Below are 18,412 nucleotides of genomic sequence, written 5' to 3' on the forward strand. Positions count from 1 at the left end.
CTTCCAGCGATCGCGATACTTTACCAAAACAAGTGATTCAGAGATTTGCGGAACAGCTTCACCCCGTTAGGTTCCTGATAATCTAGGGGCAGCAGTTGCAGCAAGGCCGCTTGCAATGCGTCTATGGCGGCTTGGGCTTCTTGAGGTTTGGGGCGATGGGAGGCAGGAAAATGCAGCGGTTCACCAAACCTGACCGTTAAAGTTTTACGAAAATAGAGGTCTTTGGTGCCGATTAACGCGACTGGCACAATGGGCACCCCTGCTCGCAGCGCATAAATGACCGTCCCCCGTTTTAAGGGTAAACGCAATTGTCCTTCTAGCGTGCCCAATCCCCCCTCCGGAAACAGGATAATGCCATCACCGTGAGCAAAAATTGCTTGCACCGCCCGATCAATTTGCCGCAAAGCCGCGATCGCATTCCCCGCCGGAACATCCTGCTCCAAAGCCGCTGCTAGCTCAGCCAAATCGGGGCGATCGCGTTTGGCCGCTTCGATCACCACAGTTTCCTCTCGCCACCGCCGCTCGACCGGAATCACCCCCCGCGCCTGCCGCAACACCTGCCGCTTCCACCACTTGTCATACAGCGTTCGAGCATCCGCCAAGATGTGATAGTATGGCTCACCCGGAACCTCCGAGAGCAGCAAGAATGGGTCAATGTGATTGAGATGATTAGCGGCAAGTAACACTGGCCCTTGGGGAATCCGCTCCGGATACTCTACCTGCACCTGAAACAAACCGTGAATCAGCGATCGCAACACAGTTTGCCGAAACTTGCCCGATATGGGTCGCTCAAACTGCCCTCTCGCGATCGCCTCTGTCTCATCTAGCGCTGATTGGATACTGGCTCGAACTGCGCGATCGCGAGCCGCAGCAAGCCCCTCCTCTACGCGCTGCACCACCGCTGGCGTTAACTCAGGTAGCCCTTGAATCGCTCCTGGCTCATCCGATTGCGATTTACTCACCACCTCAAAAGTTGGCTGCTCAGAAGGGGGACTGCTCATGCTCCCAATCTCACCTGAGAATGTCTAGCCAGTATAGGGCGAAAATTTTACCCTGACCGAATCACTCCACAATGCTTTAATTTCGTCACTATTAGAGGCGATCGCTCTCTACCCAAATCTAATCCTTCACCTCACGAATGACGCGGCAAGGATTGCCTACTGCAAGCACTCCCTCTGGAATGTCCTTCGTAACTACACTGCCTGCCCCAATAACCGAACCAGCGCCAATCCTTACGCCGGGAAGGATCAAGACACCACCCCCCACCCAGACATCTGAGCCGATCTCTATTGGCTTAGCCAGTTCCAAACCTGTACGGCGATCGCTGGCACTGAGAGGATGAGTCGCTGTGTAGATTTGCACCGCAGGCCCAAACATGACATTGCTACCAATCAAAACTTCGGCAACGTCTAAAACGACGCAGTTGAAATTAAAGAAAACTTTGCTGCCCAGCGTCATGTTGCTGCCATAGTCGCAGAAGAACGGTGGTTCAATCCAAACCTCTTCCCCTGTGGTTTTGAACAGCTCTTGGATGATGCGGCGACGTTCCTCCGATTGGTCATCGCGGGAATCATTGAGCGTCTTGATTAACAGGCGAGCCCGACGGCGTTCAGCGCAAAGTTGAGGGTCGAGCGGGTCATAAAGCTCACTACTCAGCATCTTGTCCTTTTCGCTTTTCATCTGCCCCTCCTAGCCTAACCGCCAAAACTCACTTGCCGTTGAGTTCACCGCTAACCTAGCATCTGGCTTCAGCGATCGCAGCTATTAACTCTTTCCCACAGGCGATCGCCTTTGTCCTGATTTGCTGATCAGCAAGGTGGATGAAGCGAGAACAGGAGACTGCAATTGGGCACACTACAAGCATCTCCTCCGCCACCTCCACAGGGCAAACTACCGATGAATAGACGCTTTCAGACTAGAGGGCTTTCTCAGACTAGAACACGTAGTTCCCAAGGATTTACCATCTTTGACCTAGCAGCCTATCTCTTCTTAGTTGGCTTGCTCGTCCTGGCCTTACCCATTTTTCTACAACCCTCTGCTGCTAGTGGTAGCACCAATTACCGGAGTCGGGCCGTTTTACCGCTGCGCTTAGAAATCGGGCGCTGATTCTGGGGAGTAGCAGCGTTATAGATTTTCTCATTCGCTTCAGCAGACTTGAATAGATCCACTACTGGACGCGGATAATCCACACCAATTCTGACGTTGAAGCGCTGTTGTTCGACAGGTTGCAGTTTCCATGGTTCATGTACTTTCGCAGCAGGAATATTGGCTAGCTCTGGTAGCCAGTGCTTCACATATTCACCCTGTGGGTCGTAATCTTTCGACTGCTTGAGAATATTGAAAAAGCGGAAGCCACGGGCATCATTGCCCACACCAGCCGTATAGTTCCAGTTGCCCCAATTGCTGCACACATCGTAGTCAATCAGCATCGACTCGAAATACTCCGCACCGATTCGCCAATCAATGCCCAAATTCTTCGTCAAGAAGCTCGCGACATTTTGACGACCGCGATTCGACATAAATCCCGTTGCCGCCAGCTCTCGCATATTGGCATCCACCAGCGGAAAACCCGTTTGCCCTTGCCGCCACAGCTCAAAACGCTCCGGGTCATCTTTCCAAGCGATCGCCAGCCCTTGCAAGCCAGAGCCATAGAACACACGATCGCCATGCTTAGCACAAACAAACCGGAAATAATCGCGCCACAGTAGTTCAAAAATCAGCCAGTAAGTTGAATCATTCTTAATCCGCTGGGACTCATATTCCTGCACTTGCTCATAGATGTAACGCGGCGACAAACAACCCAGCGACAGCCAAGGTGAAAACTTCGACGAATAGTCTGCCCCCAACATGCCATTGCGCGTCTCCTTATAGGTTTTGAGGCGATCGCGCTGCCAAACATATTCATGCAGCCTTGCCAGTCCTGCCGTTTCCCCACCTTTGAACTGCACCACCGCACGTTCATCCACAACAGGCAGCTCCAAACCCAAATCTGCCAGTTGCGGCAACTCACCCACCTCTACGTCGGGCAAAGAAGGCAACTTCTGAGGCTTCGGCAACGTGGGATCGACATTGGCATATTTTTCTACCTGCTTCCGGAAGTTGGTAAACAGCTCCGGTAGCTCAGCAATCTCAAACGGCAAATTATCGCGATGGTAAAGCGTTTGACCCCAAAAAGTCTTCAGCTCCACCCCTAAAGGTCCTAGTGCAGTTTTTAATGCCGTTTCGATCGCCCTCTCCTCAGACGTAACCTCACCATGACAGTAAACTGCTGAGATTTGCAGTTGCTTGACTAGTTCTGGAATGAGCACCTCAGGCAACCCCTGCTGGATAATCAAGTCACTGCCGAGCGATCGCAAGCTTTCCCGTAAATCTGCGATCGCCTCCAACAGAAACTGCGCCCGAAACGCCCCCGTCTTTGGAAAACCAAACGAGGTTTGATCAAACTGCCGAGCATCAAAACAATAAAAAGGAACCACCTCAGCCCCAGCCTGCAGCGCTTCATGCAGAGGCTCATGGTCATGGAGCCGCAAATCATTGCGATACCAAATCAAAACTCGTTTTTCAGCCACAATCAATCGTTCCAGCCCAATTTCTTAAATAGATAAAGCTTAAACAAGCCCCCCTACCCCCCAAGCTTGGGGGAACCAGATTAAAGCATAGGTAAACATAGCTCTGACTAGCATCCACAAGAGGAACTGAAGAGAGTAAGGGTTACTTCTGGAGGGGGTCTGGGGGACGCAGCCGTCCCTCAGCGGGGGTTTGGGGGCGAGTGCCCCCAAGGCTCGGATTTAGCCCCAACAACTAAAAATCAGCACTCAAAGGCGTACGCGGGAACGGAATCACATCTCGAATATTCGTCATCCCCGTCATAAACTGCACCAACCGCTCAAACCCCAAACCAAAGCCTGCGTGCGGCACCGTTCCATAGCGACGCAAATCCAGATACCACCAATAAATCTCTGGGTCTAACCCCTGCGCTTGAATCCGCCGCTCCAACACATCTAAACGTTCTTCCCGTTGCGAACCGCCGATAATCTCCCCAATCTTGGGAGCCAGAATATCCATCGCCCGCACCGTTTTCTCATCATCACTTAGGCGCATGTAGAACGCCTTAATTTGAGTCGGGTAGTCGGTTAAAATTACAGGCTTCTTGAACACTTCTTCCGCCAAGTAGCGCTCATGTTCCGACTGCAAATCTAGACCCCACTCCACAGGGTACTCAAACTTACGATCGCATTTCTCCAGTAGGGCGATCGCGTCGGTATAGGTCAGCCGCTCAAACTGGTTATTGATGATGTTATCCGCCGTCGCCAGCACTGTATCATCAATCCGCTGATTGAAAAATTCCATATCCTCCGGACAGCGCTCCAACACCGTCTTGAAGATGTGTTTCAGGAACGCCTCCGCCAAATCCATATCACCGTCTAGGTCACAGAAAGCCATCTCTGGCTCCACCATCCAGAACTCTGCCAAGTGGCGGGAAGTGTTAGAGTTCTCAGCCCGAAACGTCGGTCCAAACGTATAGACATTACTGAATGCCATTGCCATGATTTCGGCTTCGAGCTGCCCACTCACCGTCAAGTAGGCAGGTCTCCCGAAAAAGTCTTGGCTGTAATCAATTTCTTTCGCGTCCGTTAGCGGCACCTGCTTCAGGTTCAGGTTCGTGACCGCAAACATTTCCCCCGCTCCTTCACAGTCACTGGCCGTGATCACAGGGGTATGGACCCACAAAAAGCCCCGCTCTTGGAAGAATTCGTGGATCGCAGCGGCACAAGCATTCCGCACCCGAAACACAGCCCCTAGGGTGTTCGTGCGGGGACGCAGATGACCAATCGTGCGCAGAAACTCAAACGAATGCCGCTTTTTCTGTAGAGGAAAGCTTTCTGGATCGGCTCCTCCGTAAACCGTTACCGATTGCGCTTGCAGCTCAATTCGCTGTCCCTTGCCCTGAGAGGGAACTAAAACTCCAGAAATCTCGATCGAGGCACCCGTGTTTGCCTGCTTCAGCACTTCCGCATAGTTGGGCAAGTCTTGGTTCAGCACCGCTTGTAAACTAGCTAAAGCAGAGCCATCATTGACTTCCACGAAGGCAAAGCCCTTCAACTCTCGCTTAGTTCGCACCCAACCCTGAACGGCGATCGCTTCATTGGGTTCACCGCTGCGCAATACTTCTGCAATCCGTCGTGTCGCTATCATCGTTAAACACTAAAATCGGGGGCTAATTGGCACAGGACTTCAAAATCCAGCCTACAACAACGCCCAAACCACCAAAACGCACCGCTTGCCAAAAAACATCCTTCAAGGTGTTCCAGGAGAGTAACTGGCTTTCTAGGGCGACCTCCAAAGCATCTAACTGCTGCCGAATTTGCTTAAGTTCTGCTTGGAGTTCTTGGCGTACTTCCTGCGATCGCGTCTGTCGCAAGTCACGTTGCACTTGGTCCAAACGCTGTTGCAGATTGTTCTGACGGGATTGGTCGTCCTGAATTTGAGTGTAACGTTCTTTGAGAGATTGCAGCGATCGCTCTAGTTCCTGTACCGCCTCCGCAAACTCTTGGTCGAAAGTCACTGAAGATTCATCAGCATGAGTCAATTCGGCATCCGGTTCAGGCGGTGAAGGCGATGATGATTCGGGCGGTAGCTTCATGACAACAATAGTAAAGTAAGGTTAGATGCCAACCCAGCTCACACGCCTTTAGGACTTGCTTATGCCGGATGCAACTTCCAAACCAGCAGCGATCGCTCAAGGTCTCACTGCCCCTCAGACCGCACATCTGCAAGAATTGAGCACTCTCGAACTTGCCCAAGCCCTAGCAGCTCGCTTGACCTTAACAGACATGGACTGGCATCGGCTAAAGTCTAACCGGAAAGTGCGTGCTAGCGAACAAGCCGCCGCCGCTTTAGTTTTTCTGCTCAAAGATCAGCCGGAAGAAGCTTTACCGCGTCTCCGCCAAGCCGCTGGATGGCTCGATCGTTCTGTGTCTGCGCCTCCGTGTCCGACGCATGGCCACCGTCAAGCCAGCCCATCACCTAGCCCTACTCCCGAAGTTTGAACTTCTGCAGGCTGAAGCACCTGAGCAAGCTTTAGGGAAAATGTTTTAACTCTGATCAGCTTCCGCGTCCTGACTGGGATCAAGCTTTCGCTCTGGCAATGTCAATTGAATTGCGCTTGATCCCCGTGATTGAGTTTCCACAATAGCTGTAGTCGCTACCGAAGTTGTACCTTTCACGATCGCTCCAGAGCTAGAAAACGCTTCGCCGACTGGCTGATAAATCAGGGTCAAGAGGCAGGAGCAACCAGCCAACAAGAATAAATCGAGATTTTTCGAGCGAGATAACCAGTTGTGCGATCGCTTCACAGTTTTAACCATATTGTTCAACGAGAATCCTGACACCAGTGACTGAGTTTTAGGAGCACGAGTGCCTGATCACTCAAAAATAGTAGCCTACATTACTGAAGATGCTGCTTGAGTGAGTGGCATCTCACCTAGAATGCCCCAAATGAGGACATTGGATATAAAAGCCAAAATTATTAGCGAACCAGAGGCAACTTGAAACGATTACTCACCTCTTTGCACAGTCTTAACTCAGTCCCAGAGGCGTTCCATTGCACTCGGTCAAACACTTGGTAAAGAATGTACAGACCCCGACCACATTCTTTCTCGTTGTGAGGTAGGTGTTCTGAACAACCAGAGCTACAAGAGGTAGGAGGCGCGAACCCTGATCCCTGATCTGAAATCACCCACCAGTACTGATTTTCCACTACAGAGAAGCGAACTAGAACTGTCTTACTAGGGTCTAGTTTGTTCCCATGCTTCGCCGCGTTCACTAGTGCTTCTTGTAGCCCTAGCCTAAGCTCTGCTTGCCACTGAGCTGGAACCTCTGCAAGCAGTAAATCTAGAACTGGATAGAGATAAAGGGTAGAAGCAAAGCTAACTGTGCCCCAATTGCGCCCTACAGGCCGAAGTGAAACCGAAATCACTTAAAAAACCCCGTAGTTTTCAGGTGGATAAACAAACATTGGTTTGTTAAGCGATCACCCTGAGAATAACCTAGTAACCTTCTTTCACTCAAGCTTGAGTTGGTTAGTGTCATGCCTTTAAACACTAGAAGGAAGTCGCCAGCCTAACACTACGGTAATTACTGAAACTTATTACAGAAGTTACTCACTAGATCAAGACTGGAACAAGTTAACTTTCTATAGCTCAATCTACGTTGCATGAAGGACAACGCTTCTCAGGCTTTTTAAGTTTTTAGAATTATTAATCTACTATTAACATTGTACCGAAACCTCACTCAAAAATATAGTCAGGAGCCTAATTTGAGCTCGTGCCAGTTCATTCGGAAGAGGCATCGCGAGCTGCAAGTCTAGATTTGCGGTAGTTGCAAGGACTGTAATGATTGAGATAAGATGCGGCGAAATTGTGCAAACTCAAAATTCTCAATGGTTTTTCGACGGAGAATTTCTGGCTGGCCCAGCAAAGAATTAGGGTGAGTTCCCTGGAGGATCTGTGTGAGATTTTTCGCGATCGCCTCTACATCATCGGGATCGACCAAGCAGCCTATTTCCCCATTGAGGAGGGGATCAACGGCTCCGTCTTGGTTTCCGGCCAGAACTGGTTTGCCGCAAGCTAAAGCCTCTAAGTAAACAATGCCAAACCCTTCTCCACGGCTTGGTAAGGCAAACACATCACAAAGATTGTAGTGATCGCAAAGTTCTGACTCGGGCACAAATCCGGTTAGGGTGACACAATCTTGAAGATTGAGCTGGTGCACTAATGCTTCTATGTAAGGCACATTGTTCCCCTTACCAGCTAGCACGTAGTGGGCATTGGGGATGTGATGCCGAATTTCTACCAATGCTTGAATAATTTGGTTGTACCCCTTGTAGCCAGTATTTTGATCAAGGCGAGAGACAGTTAAAATCACGGGTTGATCAGGAGTTAAACCGTAACGCTCTAGTAAATAGTTTGGTTTAGGCGCAATTTTAAAGCGGCTAGCATCAAAGGCGTTGGGCAACACAGTTACATGATCTGACGGCAGAGACTGTTCGCGTAACAAGCGATCGCGCGTGTAGTGGCTGACTGCCATCACTTGGTCAGCTCGCTGGAGCACAGCCTTGAGCGCTGCGTTCTCAACATTCCAAGCTTCCAAGCCATGTAAAACCACGCCGTACGGTACCCCCGTCAGACGCTTAAACCAATCAAAGACCACGCTGTAAAAATCTAAGTGGGTTGTCAAAATCAGGGTCGGGCGCTGCCAAAGTCCTAAGCCAACCATTTTGGCTGCTGCTAGGCTCGCCATCCCATACCGTCGCCAGAGATTGCGATCGCCATGAGATTGCCCAAAGTAGTGAAACCGAGTCTGAGGCAAAAACTCCAAGTTTTGAAGGTTAACTTTGTCAGAGCGGTCATATTTTAGAAACACATCATATTCAGCTTCTGGATATAACTCCTGCAACGCCCGAAGTAGCACTGCAGAGTAAACTTGAATGCCACCCATGTAGCCAAAAATGTTGGGAAAGAGCAAATAAAAGTGAGGCTGCTTCACAGTGTCGTCCAAGGTCGCATGATTCAACTTACGGCGTAACCCATGTAGATCCCTGAAGTTTGGGTTAACAATCATAGTTGGTAATTGCTAAGTCCTGGCTACTAATTGCGATTGCAGCGATTTTTATGTAAACCATAGTAAAAAAAGGTGAACAGTTTTTCTAGCTGCTCACCTTTTTCTCAGGTTGTTAATTGCGGCTTATTTACGCTTTCTCAGCTGCACCTGCTTTGCGACGACGACCCATGAAACCAAGCGCACCGACTCCTAGCAATGCACCAATTGTGCCTGGTTCAGGTACAGATTCCGCAGTCACGATAAAGTCGTTATAATCTCTGTCCCCTTTCCAAGAATCATTTACAGCAATCAAGGTAGTTCCTGGTGCAGCAGTGATGGTTTTCTTGGTTCGTTGACTCAAGTCGGAGCCATTACCCTTGAAGTTTGTGTAGTAATCAAAGGTTTCACTACCGCTGACGAAATTGAAGGAGGTTTCAGCAGAATCTGTATAGACAGTTTTGGCTCCCTTGGCAGTCAAGCCAAGGAAGTAGCTGACACCTTTAGCGAATGTAAAGGTAGTTTGGCAAGGCTGTACGGATAAAGGACAGGTTCCTTTCGCATCGTTCTTGTTGCTGCTACCTGGGTCTTTGGCCTGAAGCTCTGTGAATAAGGTTGTCACGAACTTTTTGCTGGAGTCATAGACATTGAAATCAGATTGATATGCACCATGAGATGCAAAGAAGTCAAACTGAACATTAGTCGTGTTGGCGAAGGAGAAACTCCCGTCTGTATTAGAGGTAGCACCCGCGAAGCTAAAAGCTTGTGCAGGAGCAGAAACACTCATTAGGGTAGAAATAGCAGCTACAGCTACTAAAGATTTGCAAGGATTCATGTTGTGTCTCCGTAAGTAATGCGTGACGTAGGCAAAAGCCTTTCTAAGGTGGTACTAATTACCTTTGAATTTTTTGAGCTCCTAGCTGAAACAAGCTGGAGTCCTGAAGTCAGACTGATAAGGACCACACGATACGTGCATCGGATGGGGCGGTAGATGCTAAGGGCCGAACGGCCTAGAGCCTGGCTTGAGAACTGAGTCGGAAGACTGGATGTAGGAATTCATCCTTTTCCAGCCAGGTTACTGTAGCGATCGCGTAATTCAGACCAGGAACTACACTAAGTTTCAACAGTTTTAGCGACTAGAAGCTAAGTGTTAAAACGACTACCTACCTGAATGGAACTATCTTTTGCTTGACCCTGCCGTAACTACTCTATACACGGCTAGTGGGAAGTACCATCGTGGCAGGGCAATCTTCACTCATTCTTTAAGTTAGAGGGTACTCAGCTGTAGAGAATTTAATGAGTACCTTCATGATTGGGTTAATTCCAATCAATTTAAGCTCGAACTATTGTGGTGATAACACGCAGGCAAGAAGCATGTTTTTTGACAAAATAAAACCCGCCCTATGACTAGGGTGGGCTTAGCTTAATGCCATATTTCTAAAATTTAGTCTGGGCTCAGCAATGGGTAATTCGCCTTGCCCAATATTATGGACTTAGCTGGACGACAAATTGTTCCTACTAGCTGAACTTTAAGGAAAACCCATGTCCGCTTCGCAGTCGCTTGATACAGTTTCTTTAGACAGATTGCAAGGTTTCTTGGGCTTCCTGAGCTACTTGCGGCACTTGGTCTTGAGCTAACGTTGTCAACGCTGACTGCGCTTCGGCTCCACCGAGTCGTCCTAAAGCTTGCACCAACCGATGGCGGACTTGCCAGTCAGGATGAGAGGCATAGGACACCAACAAAGGAATAGCGCGGCGATCGCCTAATTCCCCAAGCGAACCGATCGCGGCCATTTCAACCAATTCATTCTCAGAAGTCAGGGCCGTTTCTAACAACTCAAAACCACGGGGATCACCGAGTTCTCCCAGGGCCGCAATGATACTGAACTGCACCAACCACTCTGGGGTTTGTTGATAAAGTTGCTGTAGATCTTCCAGCGCATCCTGTAGTTTCAAGGCTCCCAAGGAGTCAGCAGCGGCAGCTTGCACGTCAGGCTCCGGGTCATTGTGTAAGCGATCGCGCAAAATCGTTGCGGTTTGAGCTAGATCGTGGTGGCCCAGGGAGGAAAGCTGGCTGACCGCCGCGTAGCGAACTCTTGCACTACTATCTGCTACTGCGGTTTGAATCAGTTCAAAGGCCGTAGCAGGCTCCAGCTGGCGGAGTTGATTCACCCCTCGCAGGCGATCGCCAAAGTCTTCTGAGTGCAGTAAAGCTTGCACAGATTCGGGCGTAATACTCATGTTGATAATCTCGCTTTTGGTATGGAAATGGCGATCGCGGCATTAGGTGCCTGATCTATCAATGTTTTCAAGCAATTGGTTTTGTTAATCTTGGTGGGCAGCCATCGCTCGGACAATGTCACCCCGCGTTAAAATCCCAATGACCTGACCTGTGGCATCTAAAACAGGCAGGCGATGAATACTACGCTCGTGCATTAAACGAGCGGCCTCTTGCAGTGGTTGATCGGGATTTGTCGTCACCGGGTCGCGACTCATCACTTCCCCCACAGTTTGACCCAGGGCTTTATGTAAGTCCCGCTCGTAACGGGATGGATTTTCTAAATAGATCACACTATCTAAAATCATGATGTAGGCAGGGGGGGTGGCTCCAGTTTCCTGCCACATCAAATCTGTTTCGGAAACAACACCGATTAACTTGTCGGACTGATCAACGACTGGTAGGCCACTGATTCGTCGCTCTGCCAAAATCTGAACCACTTCCTGAAGCGGGGTTTCAGGCTTAACGGTGATGGGATTGCGGCTCATGACTTCCGCAACAGTTTTGGGCATAGCAAATGCCTCTCCTAATAGGGCTCTGGCCTCATTCTAGGCAATTCTGGGGATCAACCGAAGGAGTTTTAAGGAGATTTATTTTCCTGAGATTTATAGAAGGAGCTGTAGCTGTCCTAAATAATTATCCGGTTGGGGTTTGTGAGAGCCCCACCCCCTGAGGATGCAGCTCTCACAAACCCTTCAGGACTTAGGCTTAAAACAATGAGCCATCCTTTAAGGACCAGCTGGGCGAGGCGACGCAGTCACCCCTGACGGACTTTGCAATAACTCCAGCGCCGACAACCCTTCTCCCTGAGAGCCAAAGTACCAAAGGGTAGCAGCGGCTTCTGCTCGCGTCACTGATTTTTTGGGTTGAAAGAGCGTGGTATATCCCAAAGCTCGACGAATATTGGCCAAATCCCCATTTTGAAAATCAGCCAAGACCGCTCGCAGCGCTTTCGGATCAATTTTCCCAGCATCTTGAAAGCCCCAAGTTTCTTTCACTGCATCCAAAGAAGCAGCGGGCAGAGCTTGGCGGGTATCGAGCGGCAACTTCCACAACAACATGACTTCGCGCGTCAATGGAGCATCGGGCCGAAAGCTGACCACAGTCGCCTCACCGGACAAGGGACTCGGAATAATACCTGCTTCAGCTAGCCCTTGAATCACTTCAAAATCTGGGTTAGTTTTCGGCACATCTTGAAATATAGGCTTGGTACCACTAGAACCCAAACGAACTTGTTGCCCAGAGCGATCGCTATAAATGCGGTTGTTGGCTGTAACTAGCCAGCGGGCATACTCACGGCGAGTAATGATTTTGTTTGGCTCAAACAGGGTTGAGCGATTGGCAGCGGCGCTTTTGGTGTCGCTAGAGCGGAGGGGTAAAACTCCTAACTGTGCCAGATCTTTGAGGTAAGACCGCAGTTCTTTCGGGGCTTTATCGAGGTCGGTGAACCCTTGAGGATTCGCCGTAACAGGTGTGGATATGGCTGGGCTGGTTGTACCTGATGCAGTGGCTCCCTCTAGAACGGGACCGACAAACTCCGAATCACCGGGTTGGGGAGCCTCAGAATTGGGGTTAACCGCTTGAGACGAAACACTGCCATTTTCGTAGGCGTAATCAATTGTGAATACAGTGCTGGTGGATGAACTACTAGGGATGGGGGTTGAGCTAGGGGCAGGGCTAGCAGTATCAGGACTAGCAGTATCAGGGCGATCGCTGGGAGTAGGCAAGGCAAAAGTTGCCGTGGCTCCAATCGCCACTGTGATTTGTAAGTCATTCCGCCGTGCCACCAAGGTAGCAGGCAAATCTTGGGTCGCCTGACTTACCAATTGCCAACCATTGGTTTGCAACTGCTGTAAATAAAAGCTTTGTACAAAGTTACTCGGATCACCGCTGGTCCATTGGGCTTGCCCAGTCGTCTTCTCCGTTGGGTTGGCAGTGGCATTCGTTGCAGCGTCTGTCGGGGTAGGACTGGAAGGAGCTGGACTAGCGACTGGAACAATGTCCTGCAATTGCGACTCTGGATAAATCGGAATTTCCGCCGGAAAGTCAGCGGGTCGGCTGGCATTCGTTGCAGTTTGCCCATCACCCCTTGGTTGCCCCACATTGCCAGTACTCTCTCGCAACTTAGAATCAGCCGCTAGAGAGTCCTTGAAAACATTACCTGTGGAGCTGTTGGCACAAGCCGTTAAGACAACGAGCAGCGAGGCAGCCAAGCCAGCCCGTACAGTGGGGCGTCGATTGGGTAGCACAGCAAACTAAACAGTGAACATCAATTCTACGCTAGCGCAGATTGGTCCCAACCAGGAATTGGCCCGTTAATCTAGATTGACGTACTTATCTAGATCCTGAATCTGCGGGTCTGGAAACTGCTGCAAGACTCGCCACAAGACAGTATAGGTGCCATCGGAGTGACGAATCACTGGCCGAAACGCTAGAAGGTGGTCACTACTAGGGGTTTCTAGTAATAGATCTAGGTAGCGGCGATCGCGACGAGACACAGGTTCTCTACTCATCACAATCTCTGGCATCTGGAATTGCAGCGATCGCATTAAATAAGTTTGGTTCAAGCTAATGGGGGCTTGGCTCATTAATGGCTGATTCAGCGCTAGGTTATTGACTTTTCCACTCAAGAAGCGGCGGCGATCGGTTTGAATCGCGTCGAGTTGATTGGGTGGCGCATAAGTGAGAAAAAATTGCCGCAGATTAGGAGCCAACTCCACTTGCTGAGCCGAGAGTGTAGCTTGCAAAGACTCTATCGGCACATCTCCCATGGGAGCCAAAAAACCGTAATTCAAGCCAGACTGCACGAGTTGAAAGCGGCCATTCTCAATCTCCAGCAGAAATCGAGGGGTAAATTTTGCTTCAGACTGCACCAAAGGGACAAATGGAAAGCGCTCAGCGACGGTGGGTTCTAAGCGATTCTGTAAAGCGCTGGGTCGGGGGCGGTAAGCCTCAGACAACAGGACACGAGCAATGCCAGTGTTGGGCTGCTCTAGAAACTTGGCATAAAGCTGACGTTCTTTGGGATAAAGCCCGTAGGCGTATTGATCTAGTGCTTCTGCTTGCCGAGTGGGAGTGGAAAAGCTGGCTGCATTAGGGAAAGCGCTTTGGGTACGAGTCAACAGTTGCTTGATCGATTGCAGAACCGGAGCGGCTTCTGGAGGCGGGGCGATCGCGGGTGACATGGGTGGCACATAATCCGCGATCGCTGTTTTCGCAGCTTCACCAATTACAAGTGGCTTCTCAGTCGGCAAAGTGGGAGCGGTGCCATAGCGGTAGGTGGCTGGTTTGCCTAAGTTAGGGCTTTGAGTGGGGGTACCTGGGAGCGAGGGAGCTTGTCGTTCTCCTACGACTCGCAGTGGCTTCACTTCCGCGATCGAAGCCAACATAAACAGGCGGCGATCGAGTAAATCACCTAGGGACGCTAATCTTTGAGTTGATTGGTATAGATTGCAGTAAACGGTACCCTGCGACTGACTAAGGCCAGAGCCAACCGTGAACGGTTCTTCTGTATTGCCAACTCGGATTCTGGTAGGCGCACAGAGTAAGTTAGGCAGGGGATACTGGCTCTTAAGAAACCGATCTACAGCCGCAGTCTGTAAAGTTAGTTGCCCTCGTGCCGCCCGCACTTGATTCGGATCAGGCTCAGCCACCGCCCGTTCTATGCGATCGACTAACAAAATTTGGGCTTGCAGCAGTTGCTGGGCTTGGGGCCAGAATCCTTGAGCTCGAATTACCTCAGTTGGCACGGCATCGGTTTCTGCGGCAATCGCTGGGGGCTGCATTAGCGAGCTCAGCACTGAAGACCCCAACAGCAATACGGAAAGACAGCGCATGGCAACTAACCCGGATATCTGGACGAGGACAGATCCTTTCTCAATTCAGGGTGCCCGATTTAGTAAAAAAACTTAAACCTCAGTTGGCGATCGCGCTACAAAATCTCTCTCTAGACAGAAATTAACGCTGCCCCAACAAATTAAGGTAACTCAACCACGAGCAATTATTATCAGATAGTTCAGCAGTTATCAGTTAGATGCGACTTTACGGCCAATTGGGTAGGATGACAAGCGATCGCTCAATCTTTGCAGCGCAATCCTTGCGGCCCAGTCCTTGCAGCCCCAACCTTAGACTTTAGGGTACGATTTTTTGACGCTCCAACCGACCACTGTCAGACCAGCAGTCTTAGCTCTGGCTAAAGCTTCCTGGGAAGTTTCCCCTTCCAAAAGCTCACATTCAATAAAGTCGGGAGCCTCGAAAAACTGGTAGCCCAAGGGCAAGTGTGGCGGCAGGTCAGCACAAGTGAAAATTATTTTTTGATTCATAAATAATCATAAGTTTTTGTAGATAGAGGTTCTAGATTAAAAATTCTGTCAGGTTAAAAAAACCGCCAAAGCGCTTATCTTTATACACACTTTCAAGAAAACAGCAATACCCACCGAGAGGTGTCTTAACTCCAACATACCTTTCAGTGACTTTGAGACTTTGGTTTATGGATTCAGGCGACTCAGGTAGTAACCTGGCTCAAAGCAGCAGCCAATTGTTGCAAGTGAGCTGAAGTGTGAGTAGCCATCACCGTAATCCGAACTCGGCTAGTCGGCACCGTGGGGGGTCGAATCGCCGAGGCAAAAATTCCAGCTTGTTTGAGTTGTTGCCCTATCTGGAGCACCGTTGCCGCATCTGGCACTTGAAAGCAAAGAATCGGTGACGCAGAGGGTAGGGGCTTTAGCTCAAAAGCAATCGGAGCATCGCTCCAACTTTCCGCAATTAATTGTTGGAGATGAGCTACATTCTGCCAAAGTTGAGCCCGTCGCTGCGGTTCTTGCTGCACGATCGCGATCGCGGCTAAGGCTGCGGCAGTATCCGCCGGAGAAAGACCTGTGGTGTAAATCCAAGTGGGGGCGCGGTTGCGTAAGAAATCAATCAAAGCAGCAGAGCCAGCCACATAACCGCCCAAACTACCGAGCGCTTTGCTCAGAGTGCCAATTTGAATTAAGGGGTGCCCAGTACAACCGAAATGCTCAACGCAACCTGCTCCCGTCGCTCCCATTACCCCTGTGGCATGGGCTTCATCCACCAGCAGCATCGCCTCAAAATCATTGGCGATCGCGATCAACTCTGGTAGGGGGCAGAGATCACCGTCCATACTAAAAACACTATCGGTCAGAATCAAGCAGCGACGGTAGCGATCGCGCTGTTGGGTTAGCTTGGTGCTCAAGTCAGCCACATCACAGTGGGCATAGTCCACTACTGTAGCTCCGCTGAGAATGGCTCCATTCTTCAAGCTGGAATGGTTGTACTGATCCGACAAGATCAAATCGCGCTTACCGACCAGAGCCGCGATCGCGCCCAAATTAGCCAAATACCCAGAGCTAAACACCAACGCATCTTCAGTTTGCTTTAGAGCCGCGATCGCTAGTTCCAACTGCCGATGGAGTTCTCGATGCCCCGTAATCAGCCGTGACCCCGTACTCCCCGTACCAAACTCTTGGGTAGCCGCGATCGCCGCTTGAATCAGGCGATCGTCACTGGTTAGGCCCAAGTAATCGTTGCTCGCAAAGTTGAGCACTTCTCGCCCTACTAAGCGCACTACTGGCCCAGCTTGGCTTTCAATTGTTTGCACCGAACGATACCAATCTGCTCGGTGAATGGTTTCTAGAGATTGTTCCAACCAGGCATAGGGATTCGTAGCCATTCTCAAGTACGGCTCCTAAAGATTAGCGCCGCCAAACTTCCATCCCATTGCGGACATCGCGATCGCCTAACCAAGCGCTAGGGTCGCCTTGGACATAAACGCCATCTGTCTTAGAAAACACCACTCGCAGCGTACCTGTGCGGCCAACATTCAGATAACCCGCCGACCAAACATCGTACTTGGTAATACCAGTCAGGACAACTCGATAGCTACCAGGAGCCAGATTCAACACCTGCCGACGATTATAGAGTTTGGGACGGTAGACTTCTTCCCCATTGATCCACACACTCCCCCAATCCTTGCCTAACGCATCAAACTCCACCAGCACAGGCGGCTGAATCTGCTGCGGCTGAACAATGATGACATTGCCGCCATTAGGATAGCCAGAATAGCCCCAAGGGTATTGATTCACCGGGACAGAAATATGAACTTGGCCAGATAGCACCAAAGACGAGAGTAGCGCAGGAAACATAGACCTTGCCCCATATGAGGGAAAACCTGAATCCCCTCGGTATCTCTAGAGACAAGTCTAATGCCTACAATTGTTCCGCCAAGTACTTGTTTTGCCAAGGAATCATCCTGCCAAGCACTTATTCCACTAAATACTGGCACTACGTAAATAACTAAGTAACCAATTCGCCATTGTAGCTCGGCGCGTCAGTCGAGGTACCAGTTCACCTACCTTGTAGCCAGTAAACCCCAACTGCTCCTTCAGCAACTGCTTATTCTCTGCTGGGATCGATCGCGTCAGCTTCACCGTTGCGGGGCGACTCTCAATAAAATCTGGAGGTTCAGGATACGCCTCTCGCCAATCTGGAGCCACATCCGTTGCATCCCAGCGCCCATTCACATCATCGTAGCGATATCCCAAACAATGCCAAACCAAACCATTGGCGATCGCATCATCAATTTTGTCGTTAAGGATATCCCAGACAGTATCAGGATTGAGAGGAAGTAGATCAGACATAAACGAACCACAGAATTCGCAGAAACTTTTAGCCCGATCTAAAAAACTACCTCAATTTCACCCCAAAAACTCTCTTCTCTCGTCTATCAGTGCCTAACAGATACACTTAAAACTTGTCTGGAGGGGGGTCTGGGGGACGCAGCCGTCCCTCAGCGGGGGTTTGGGGGCAGGCGCCCCCAAGCTCTTTTCTTATACAGATAGGTCAAACAACCACAAAAACCTTTTACAGACGATTCAGTTCACCCAATACCTTAGGTGAAAACAGCGCCTTCCTTGGGCTCAGGACCAATGCAGGAAACCACATTCCGCATAAACGTAATTTGGTCATTAAACTCTAGCCCCTTAATCGCATTAAAGAACTCTTGAGCATCGCCAGACATTTTATAGTCAGAAGGCACATTAACGATCTGACCGTTCTCCATGCCTTGAGCTAACAGATACCAGAAAGCCAATCTGTTGCTGGAGTTGAAGTCTCCATAAGAAGTACCAAACTCCGAGGGTTGGCCAGCTACGACATCCCGTTGAGCTTGAAGCTGTTGATCTTGAGGCAGTTGTTGAATGCGATCGACAACCCCTTGAGCGATCGCGAAACCAGAGGTATCAGGGCCACCTTTGGGCGTGAGGGAACCCTTCAGCTCCTCATAAATAAACCACAGGAGGGCTAGTTGAGTATCTGCATCAAAAGCCTGAAAACTTTGAATCGCTTGCTTTTGATTATTGGCAATGTCAGTGTATGTCATAGGAGCTTGAAATTAACAACCCCTGAAATTTAACAAGCGGTACAGTGGGCTTAACCCTGCTCAAGACATAAGCTTCTAACTAAAATCATCACCTTTAACCCAACTATTGACAGAGGTTAGTTTCTGGTGGTGCCACA

At 50.0% G+C, this 18,412-nt stretch carries 19 protein-coding genes; 1 reads left to right on the plus strand and 18 read right to left on the minus strand.

Annotated features, from left to right (window positions below; translation table 11 throughout):
• Positions 1 to 20: 20 nt before the first annotated feature.
• The 5 genes from NDA01_RS06230 to NDA01_RS06250 all read right to left on the minus strand — a co-directional run bounded on the left by NDA01_RS06230 (position 21) and on the right by NDA01_RS06250 (position 5,644).
• Positions 21 to 1,001: a lysophospholipid acyltransferase family protein gene (locus tag NDA01_RS06230; protein ID WP_348227252.1), complete on the minus strand. Its 981-nt coding sequence runs from the start codon at positions 999 to 1,001 to the stop codon at positions 21 to 23.
• Between the two features lie 118 nt (positions 1,002 to 1,119).
• Positions 1,120 to 1,680 (minus strand): sugar O-acetyltransferase, encoded by a 561-nt coding sequence (locus NDA01_RS06235; RefSeq protein WP_348227253.1) that lies wholly within the window; start codon positions 1,678 to 1,680, stop codon positions 1,120 to 1,122.
• A gap of 377 nt (positions 1,681 to 2,057) precedes the next feature.
• Positions 2,058 to 3,569, minus strand: coding sequence for a DASH family cryptochrome (locus tag NDA01_RS06240; RefSeq protein ID WP_348227254.1), 1,512 nt, complete (start codon positions 3,567 to 3,569; stop codon positions 2,058 to 2,060).
• Positions 3,570 to 3,801: 232 nt separating this feature from the next.
• A complete protein-coding gene (gene asnS / locus NDA01_RS06245; RefSeq protein ID WP_431193329.1) occupies positions 3,802 to 5,196 on the minus strand; it encodes an asparagine--tRNA ligase in 1,395 nt (464 codons plus the stop codon).
• A gap of 22 nt (positions 5,197 to 5,218) precedes the next feature.
• A complete protein-coding gene (locus NDA01_RS06250; protein ID WP_348227255.1) occupies positions 5,219 to 5,644 on the minus strand; it encodes a sll0565 family protein in 426 nt (141 codons plus the stop codon).
• Between the two features lie 61 nt (positions 5,645 to 5,705).
• Between NDA01_RS06250 and NDA01_RS06255 the strand changes: the two genes are divergently transcribed.
• Positions 5,706 to 6,050: a DUF6439 family protein gene (locus NDA01_RS06255; RefSeq protein WP_190550981.1), complete on the plus strand. Its 345-nt coding sequence runs from the start codon at positions 5,706 to 5,708 to the stop codon at positions 6,048 to 6,050.
• Positions 6,051 to 6,095: 45 nt separating this feature from the next.
• Here the strand turns inward: NDA01_RS06255 and NDA01_RS06260 are convergent, their stop codons facing one another.
• From NDA01_RS06260 to NDA01_RS06320, 13 genes are all read right to left on the minus strand, one after another.
• Positions 6,096 to 6,368 carry a hypothetical protein gene (locus NDA01_RS06260; protein WP_190550979.1) on the minus strand — a complete coding sequence of 91 codons (273 nt, stop codon included), beginning with the start codon at positions 6,366 to 6,368 and terminating at the stop codon, positions 6,096 to 6,098.
• A gap of 161 nt (positions 6,369 to 6,529) precedes the next feature.
• Complete coding sequence (locus NDA01_RS06265; RefSeq protein WP_190431125.1) at positions 6,530 to 6,979, minus strand: ATP-binding protein; 450 nt, start codon at positions 6,977 to 6,979, stop codon at positions 6,530 to 6,532.
• A 386-nt stretch (positions 6,980 to 7,365) separates the two neighbouring features.
• Positions 7,366 to 8,622 carry a glycosyltransferase gene (locus NDA01_RS06270; protein WP_348227256.1) on the minus strand — a complete coding sequence of 419 codons (1,257 nt, stop codon included), beginning with the start codon at positions 8,620 to 8,622 and terminating at the stop codon, positions 7,366 to 7,368.
• A gap of 127 nt (positions 8,623 to 8,749) precedes the next feature.
• The gene (locus tag NDA01_RS06275) at positions 8,750 to 9,433 is read right to left on the minus strand and encodes a PEP-CTERM sorting domain-containing protein (RefSeq protein WP_190431123.1); all 684 of its coding nucleotides are present in this window, start codon (positions 9,431 to 9,433) and stop codon (positions 8,750 to 8,752) included.
• Positions 9,434 to 10,173: 740 nt separating this feature from the next.
• Positions 10,174 to 10,839 (minus strand): phycobilisome degradation protein NblB, encoded by a 666-nt coding sequence (gene nblB / locus NDA01_RS06280; protein WP_190551040.1) that lies wholly within the window; start codon positions 10,837 to 10,839, stop codon positions 10,174 to 10,176.
• Between the two features lie 84 nt (positions 10,840 to 10,923).
• A complete protein-coding gene (locus NDA01_RS06285) occupies positions 10,924 to 11,388 on the minus strand; it encodes a CBS domain-containing protein (RefSeq protein ID WP_190550974.1) in 465 nt (154 codons plus the stop codon).
• A 216-nt stretch (positions 11,389 to 11,604) separates the two neighbouring features.
• Positions 11,605 to 13,125: an S-layer homology domain-containing protein gene (locus NDA01_RS06290; RefSeq protein WP_348227257.1), complete on the minus strand. Its 1,521-nt coding sequence runs from the start codon at positions 13,123 to 13,125 to the stop codon at positions 11,605 to 11,607.
• Between the two features lie 66 nt (positions 13,126 to 13,191).
• The gene (locus tag NDA01_RS06295; protein ID WP_348227258.1) at positions 13,192 to 14,661 is read right to left on the minus strand and encodes a hypothetical protein; all 1,470 of its coding nucleotides are present in this window, start codon (positions 14,659 to 14,661) and stop codon (positions 13,192 to 13,194) included.
• 339 nt (positions 14,662 to 15,000) lie between these two features.
• The gene (locus NDA01_RS06300) at positions 15,001 to 15,198 is read right to left on the minus strand and encodes a hypothetical protein (protein ID WP_348227259.1); all 198 of its coding nucleotides are present in this window, start codon (positions 15,196 to 15,198) and stop codon (positions 15,001 to 15,003) included.
• A gap of 182 nt (positions 15,199 to 15,380) precedes the next feature.
• Positions 15,381 to 16,568, minus strand: coding sequence for an 8-amino-7-oxononanoate synthase (gene bioF / locus NDA01_RS06305; RefSeq protein WP_348227260.1), 1,188 nt, complete (start codon positions 16,566 to 16,568; stop codon positions 15,381 to 15,383).
• A gap of 22 nt (positions 16,569 to 16,590) precedes the next feature.
• Positions 16,591 to 17,040, minus strand: coding sequence for a hypothetical protein (locus NDA01_RS06310; RefSeq protein WP_348227261.1), 450 nt, complete (start codon positions 17,038 to 17,040; stop codon positions 16,591 to 16,593).
• 126 nt (positions 17,041 to 17,166) lie between these two features.
• Positions 17,167 to 17,535 (minus strand): DUF1823 family protein, encoded by a 369-nt coding sequence (locus NDA01_RS06315; RefSeq protein WP_348227262.1) that lies wholly within the window; start codon positions 17,533 to 17,535, stop codon positions 17,167 to 17,169.
• 251 nt (positions 17,536 to 17,786) lie between these two features.
• A complete protein-coding gene (locus NDA01_RS06320) occupies positions 17,787 to 18,275 on the minus strand; it encodes an orange carotenoid protein N-terminal domain-containing protein (protein WP_348227263.1) in 489 nt (162 codons plus the stop codon).
• Between the last annotated feature and the right edge of the window lie 137 nt (positions 18,276 to 18,412).

Source organism: Trichocoleus desertorum AS-A10, from assembly GCF_039962155.1.
GTDB lineage: Bacteria > Cyanobacteriota > Cyanobacteriia > FACHB-46 > FACHB-46 > Trichocoleus.

Bases quoted from the DNA above. Each gene is read 5' to 3' on its own strand.
- NDA01_RS06295 (WP_348227258.1), bottom strand. From the start codon at position 14,661: ATGCAGCCCCCAGCGATTGCCGCAGAAACCGATGCCGTGCCAACTGAG.
- NDA01_RS06320 (WP_348227263.1), bottom strand. From the start codon at position 18,275: ATGACATACACTGACATTGCCAATAATCAAAAGCAAGCGATTCAAAGT.
- NDA01_RS06260 (WP_190550979.1), bottom strand. From the start codon at position 6,368: ATGGTTAAAACTGTGAAGCGATCGCACAACTGGTTATCTCGCTCGAAA.
- NDA01_RS06270 (WP_348227256.1), bottom strand. From the start codon at position 8,622: ATGATTGTTAACCCAAACTTCAGGGATCTACATGGGTTACGCCGTAAG.
- NDA01_RS06300 (WP_348227259.1), bottom strand. From the start codon at position 15,198: ATGAATCAAAAAATAATTTTCACTTGTGCTGACCTGCCGCCACACTTG.
- NDA01_RS06235 (WP_348227253.1), bottom strand. From the start codon at position 1,680: ATGAAAAGCGAAAAGGACAAGATGCTGAGTAGTGAGCTTTATGACCCG.
- NDA01_RS06230 (WP_348227252.1), bottom strand. From the start codon at position 1,001: ATGAGCAGTCCCCCTTCTGAGCAGCCAACTTTTGAGGTGGTGAGTAAA.
- nblB (WP_190551040.1), bottom strand. From the start codon at position 10,839: ATGAGTATTACGCCCGAATCTGTGCAAGCTTTACTGCACTCAGAAGAC.
- NDA01_RS06275 (WP_190431123.1), bottom strand. From the start codon at position 9,433: ATGAATCCTTGCAAATCTTTAGTAGCTGTAGCTGCTATTTCTACCCTA.
- NDA01_RS06255 (WP_190550981.1), top strand. From the start codon at position 5,706: ATGCCGGATGCAACTTCCAAACCAGCAGCGATCGCTCAAGGTCTCACT.
- NDA01_RS06285 (WP_190550974.1), bottom strand. From the start codon at position 11,388: ATGCCCAAAACTGTTGCGGAAGTCATGAGCCGCAATCCCATCACCGTT.
- NDA01_RS06310 (WP_348227261.1), bottom strand. From the start codon at position 17,040: ATGTTTCCTGCGCTACTCTCGTCTTTGGTGCTATCTGGCCAAGTTCAT.
- bioF (WP_348227260.1), bottom strand. From the start codon at position 16,568: ATGGCTACGAATCCCTATGCCTGGTTGGAACAATCTCTAGAAACCATT.
- NDA01_RS06250 (WP_348227255.1), bottom strand. From the start codon at position 5,644: ATGAAGCTACCGCCCGAATCATCATCGCCTTCACCGCCTGAACCGGAT.
- NDA01_RS06315 (WP_348227262.1), bottom strand. From the start codon at position 17,535: ATGTCTGATCTACTTCCTCTCAATCCTGATACTGTCTGGGATATCCTT.
- asnS (WP_431193329.1), bottom strand. From the start codon at position 5,196: ATGATAGCGACACGACGGATTGCAGAAGTATTGCGCAGCGGTGAACCC.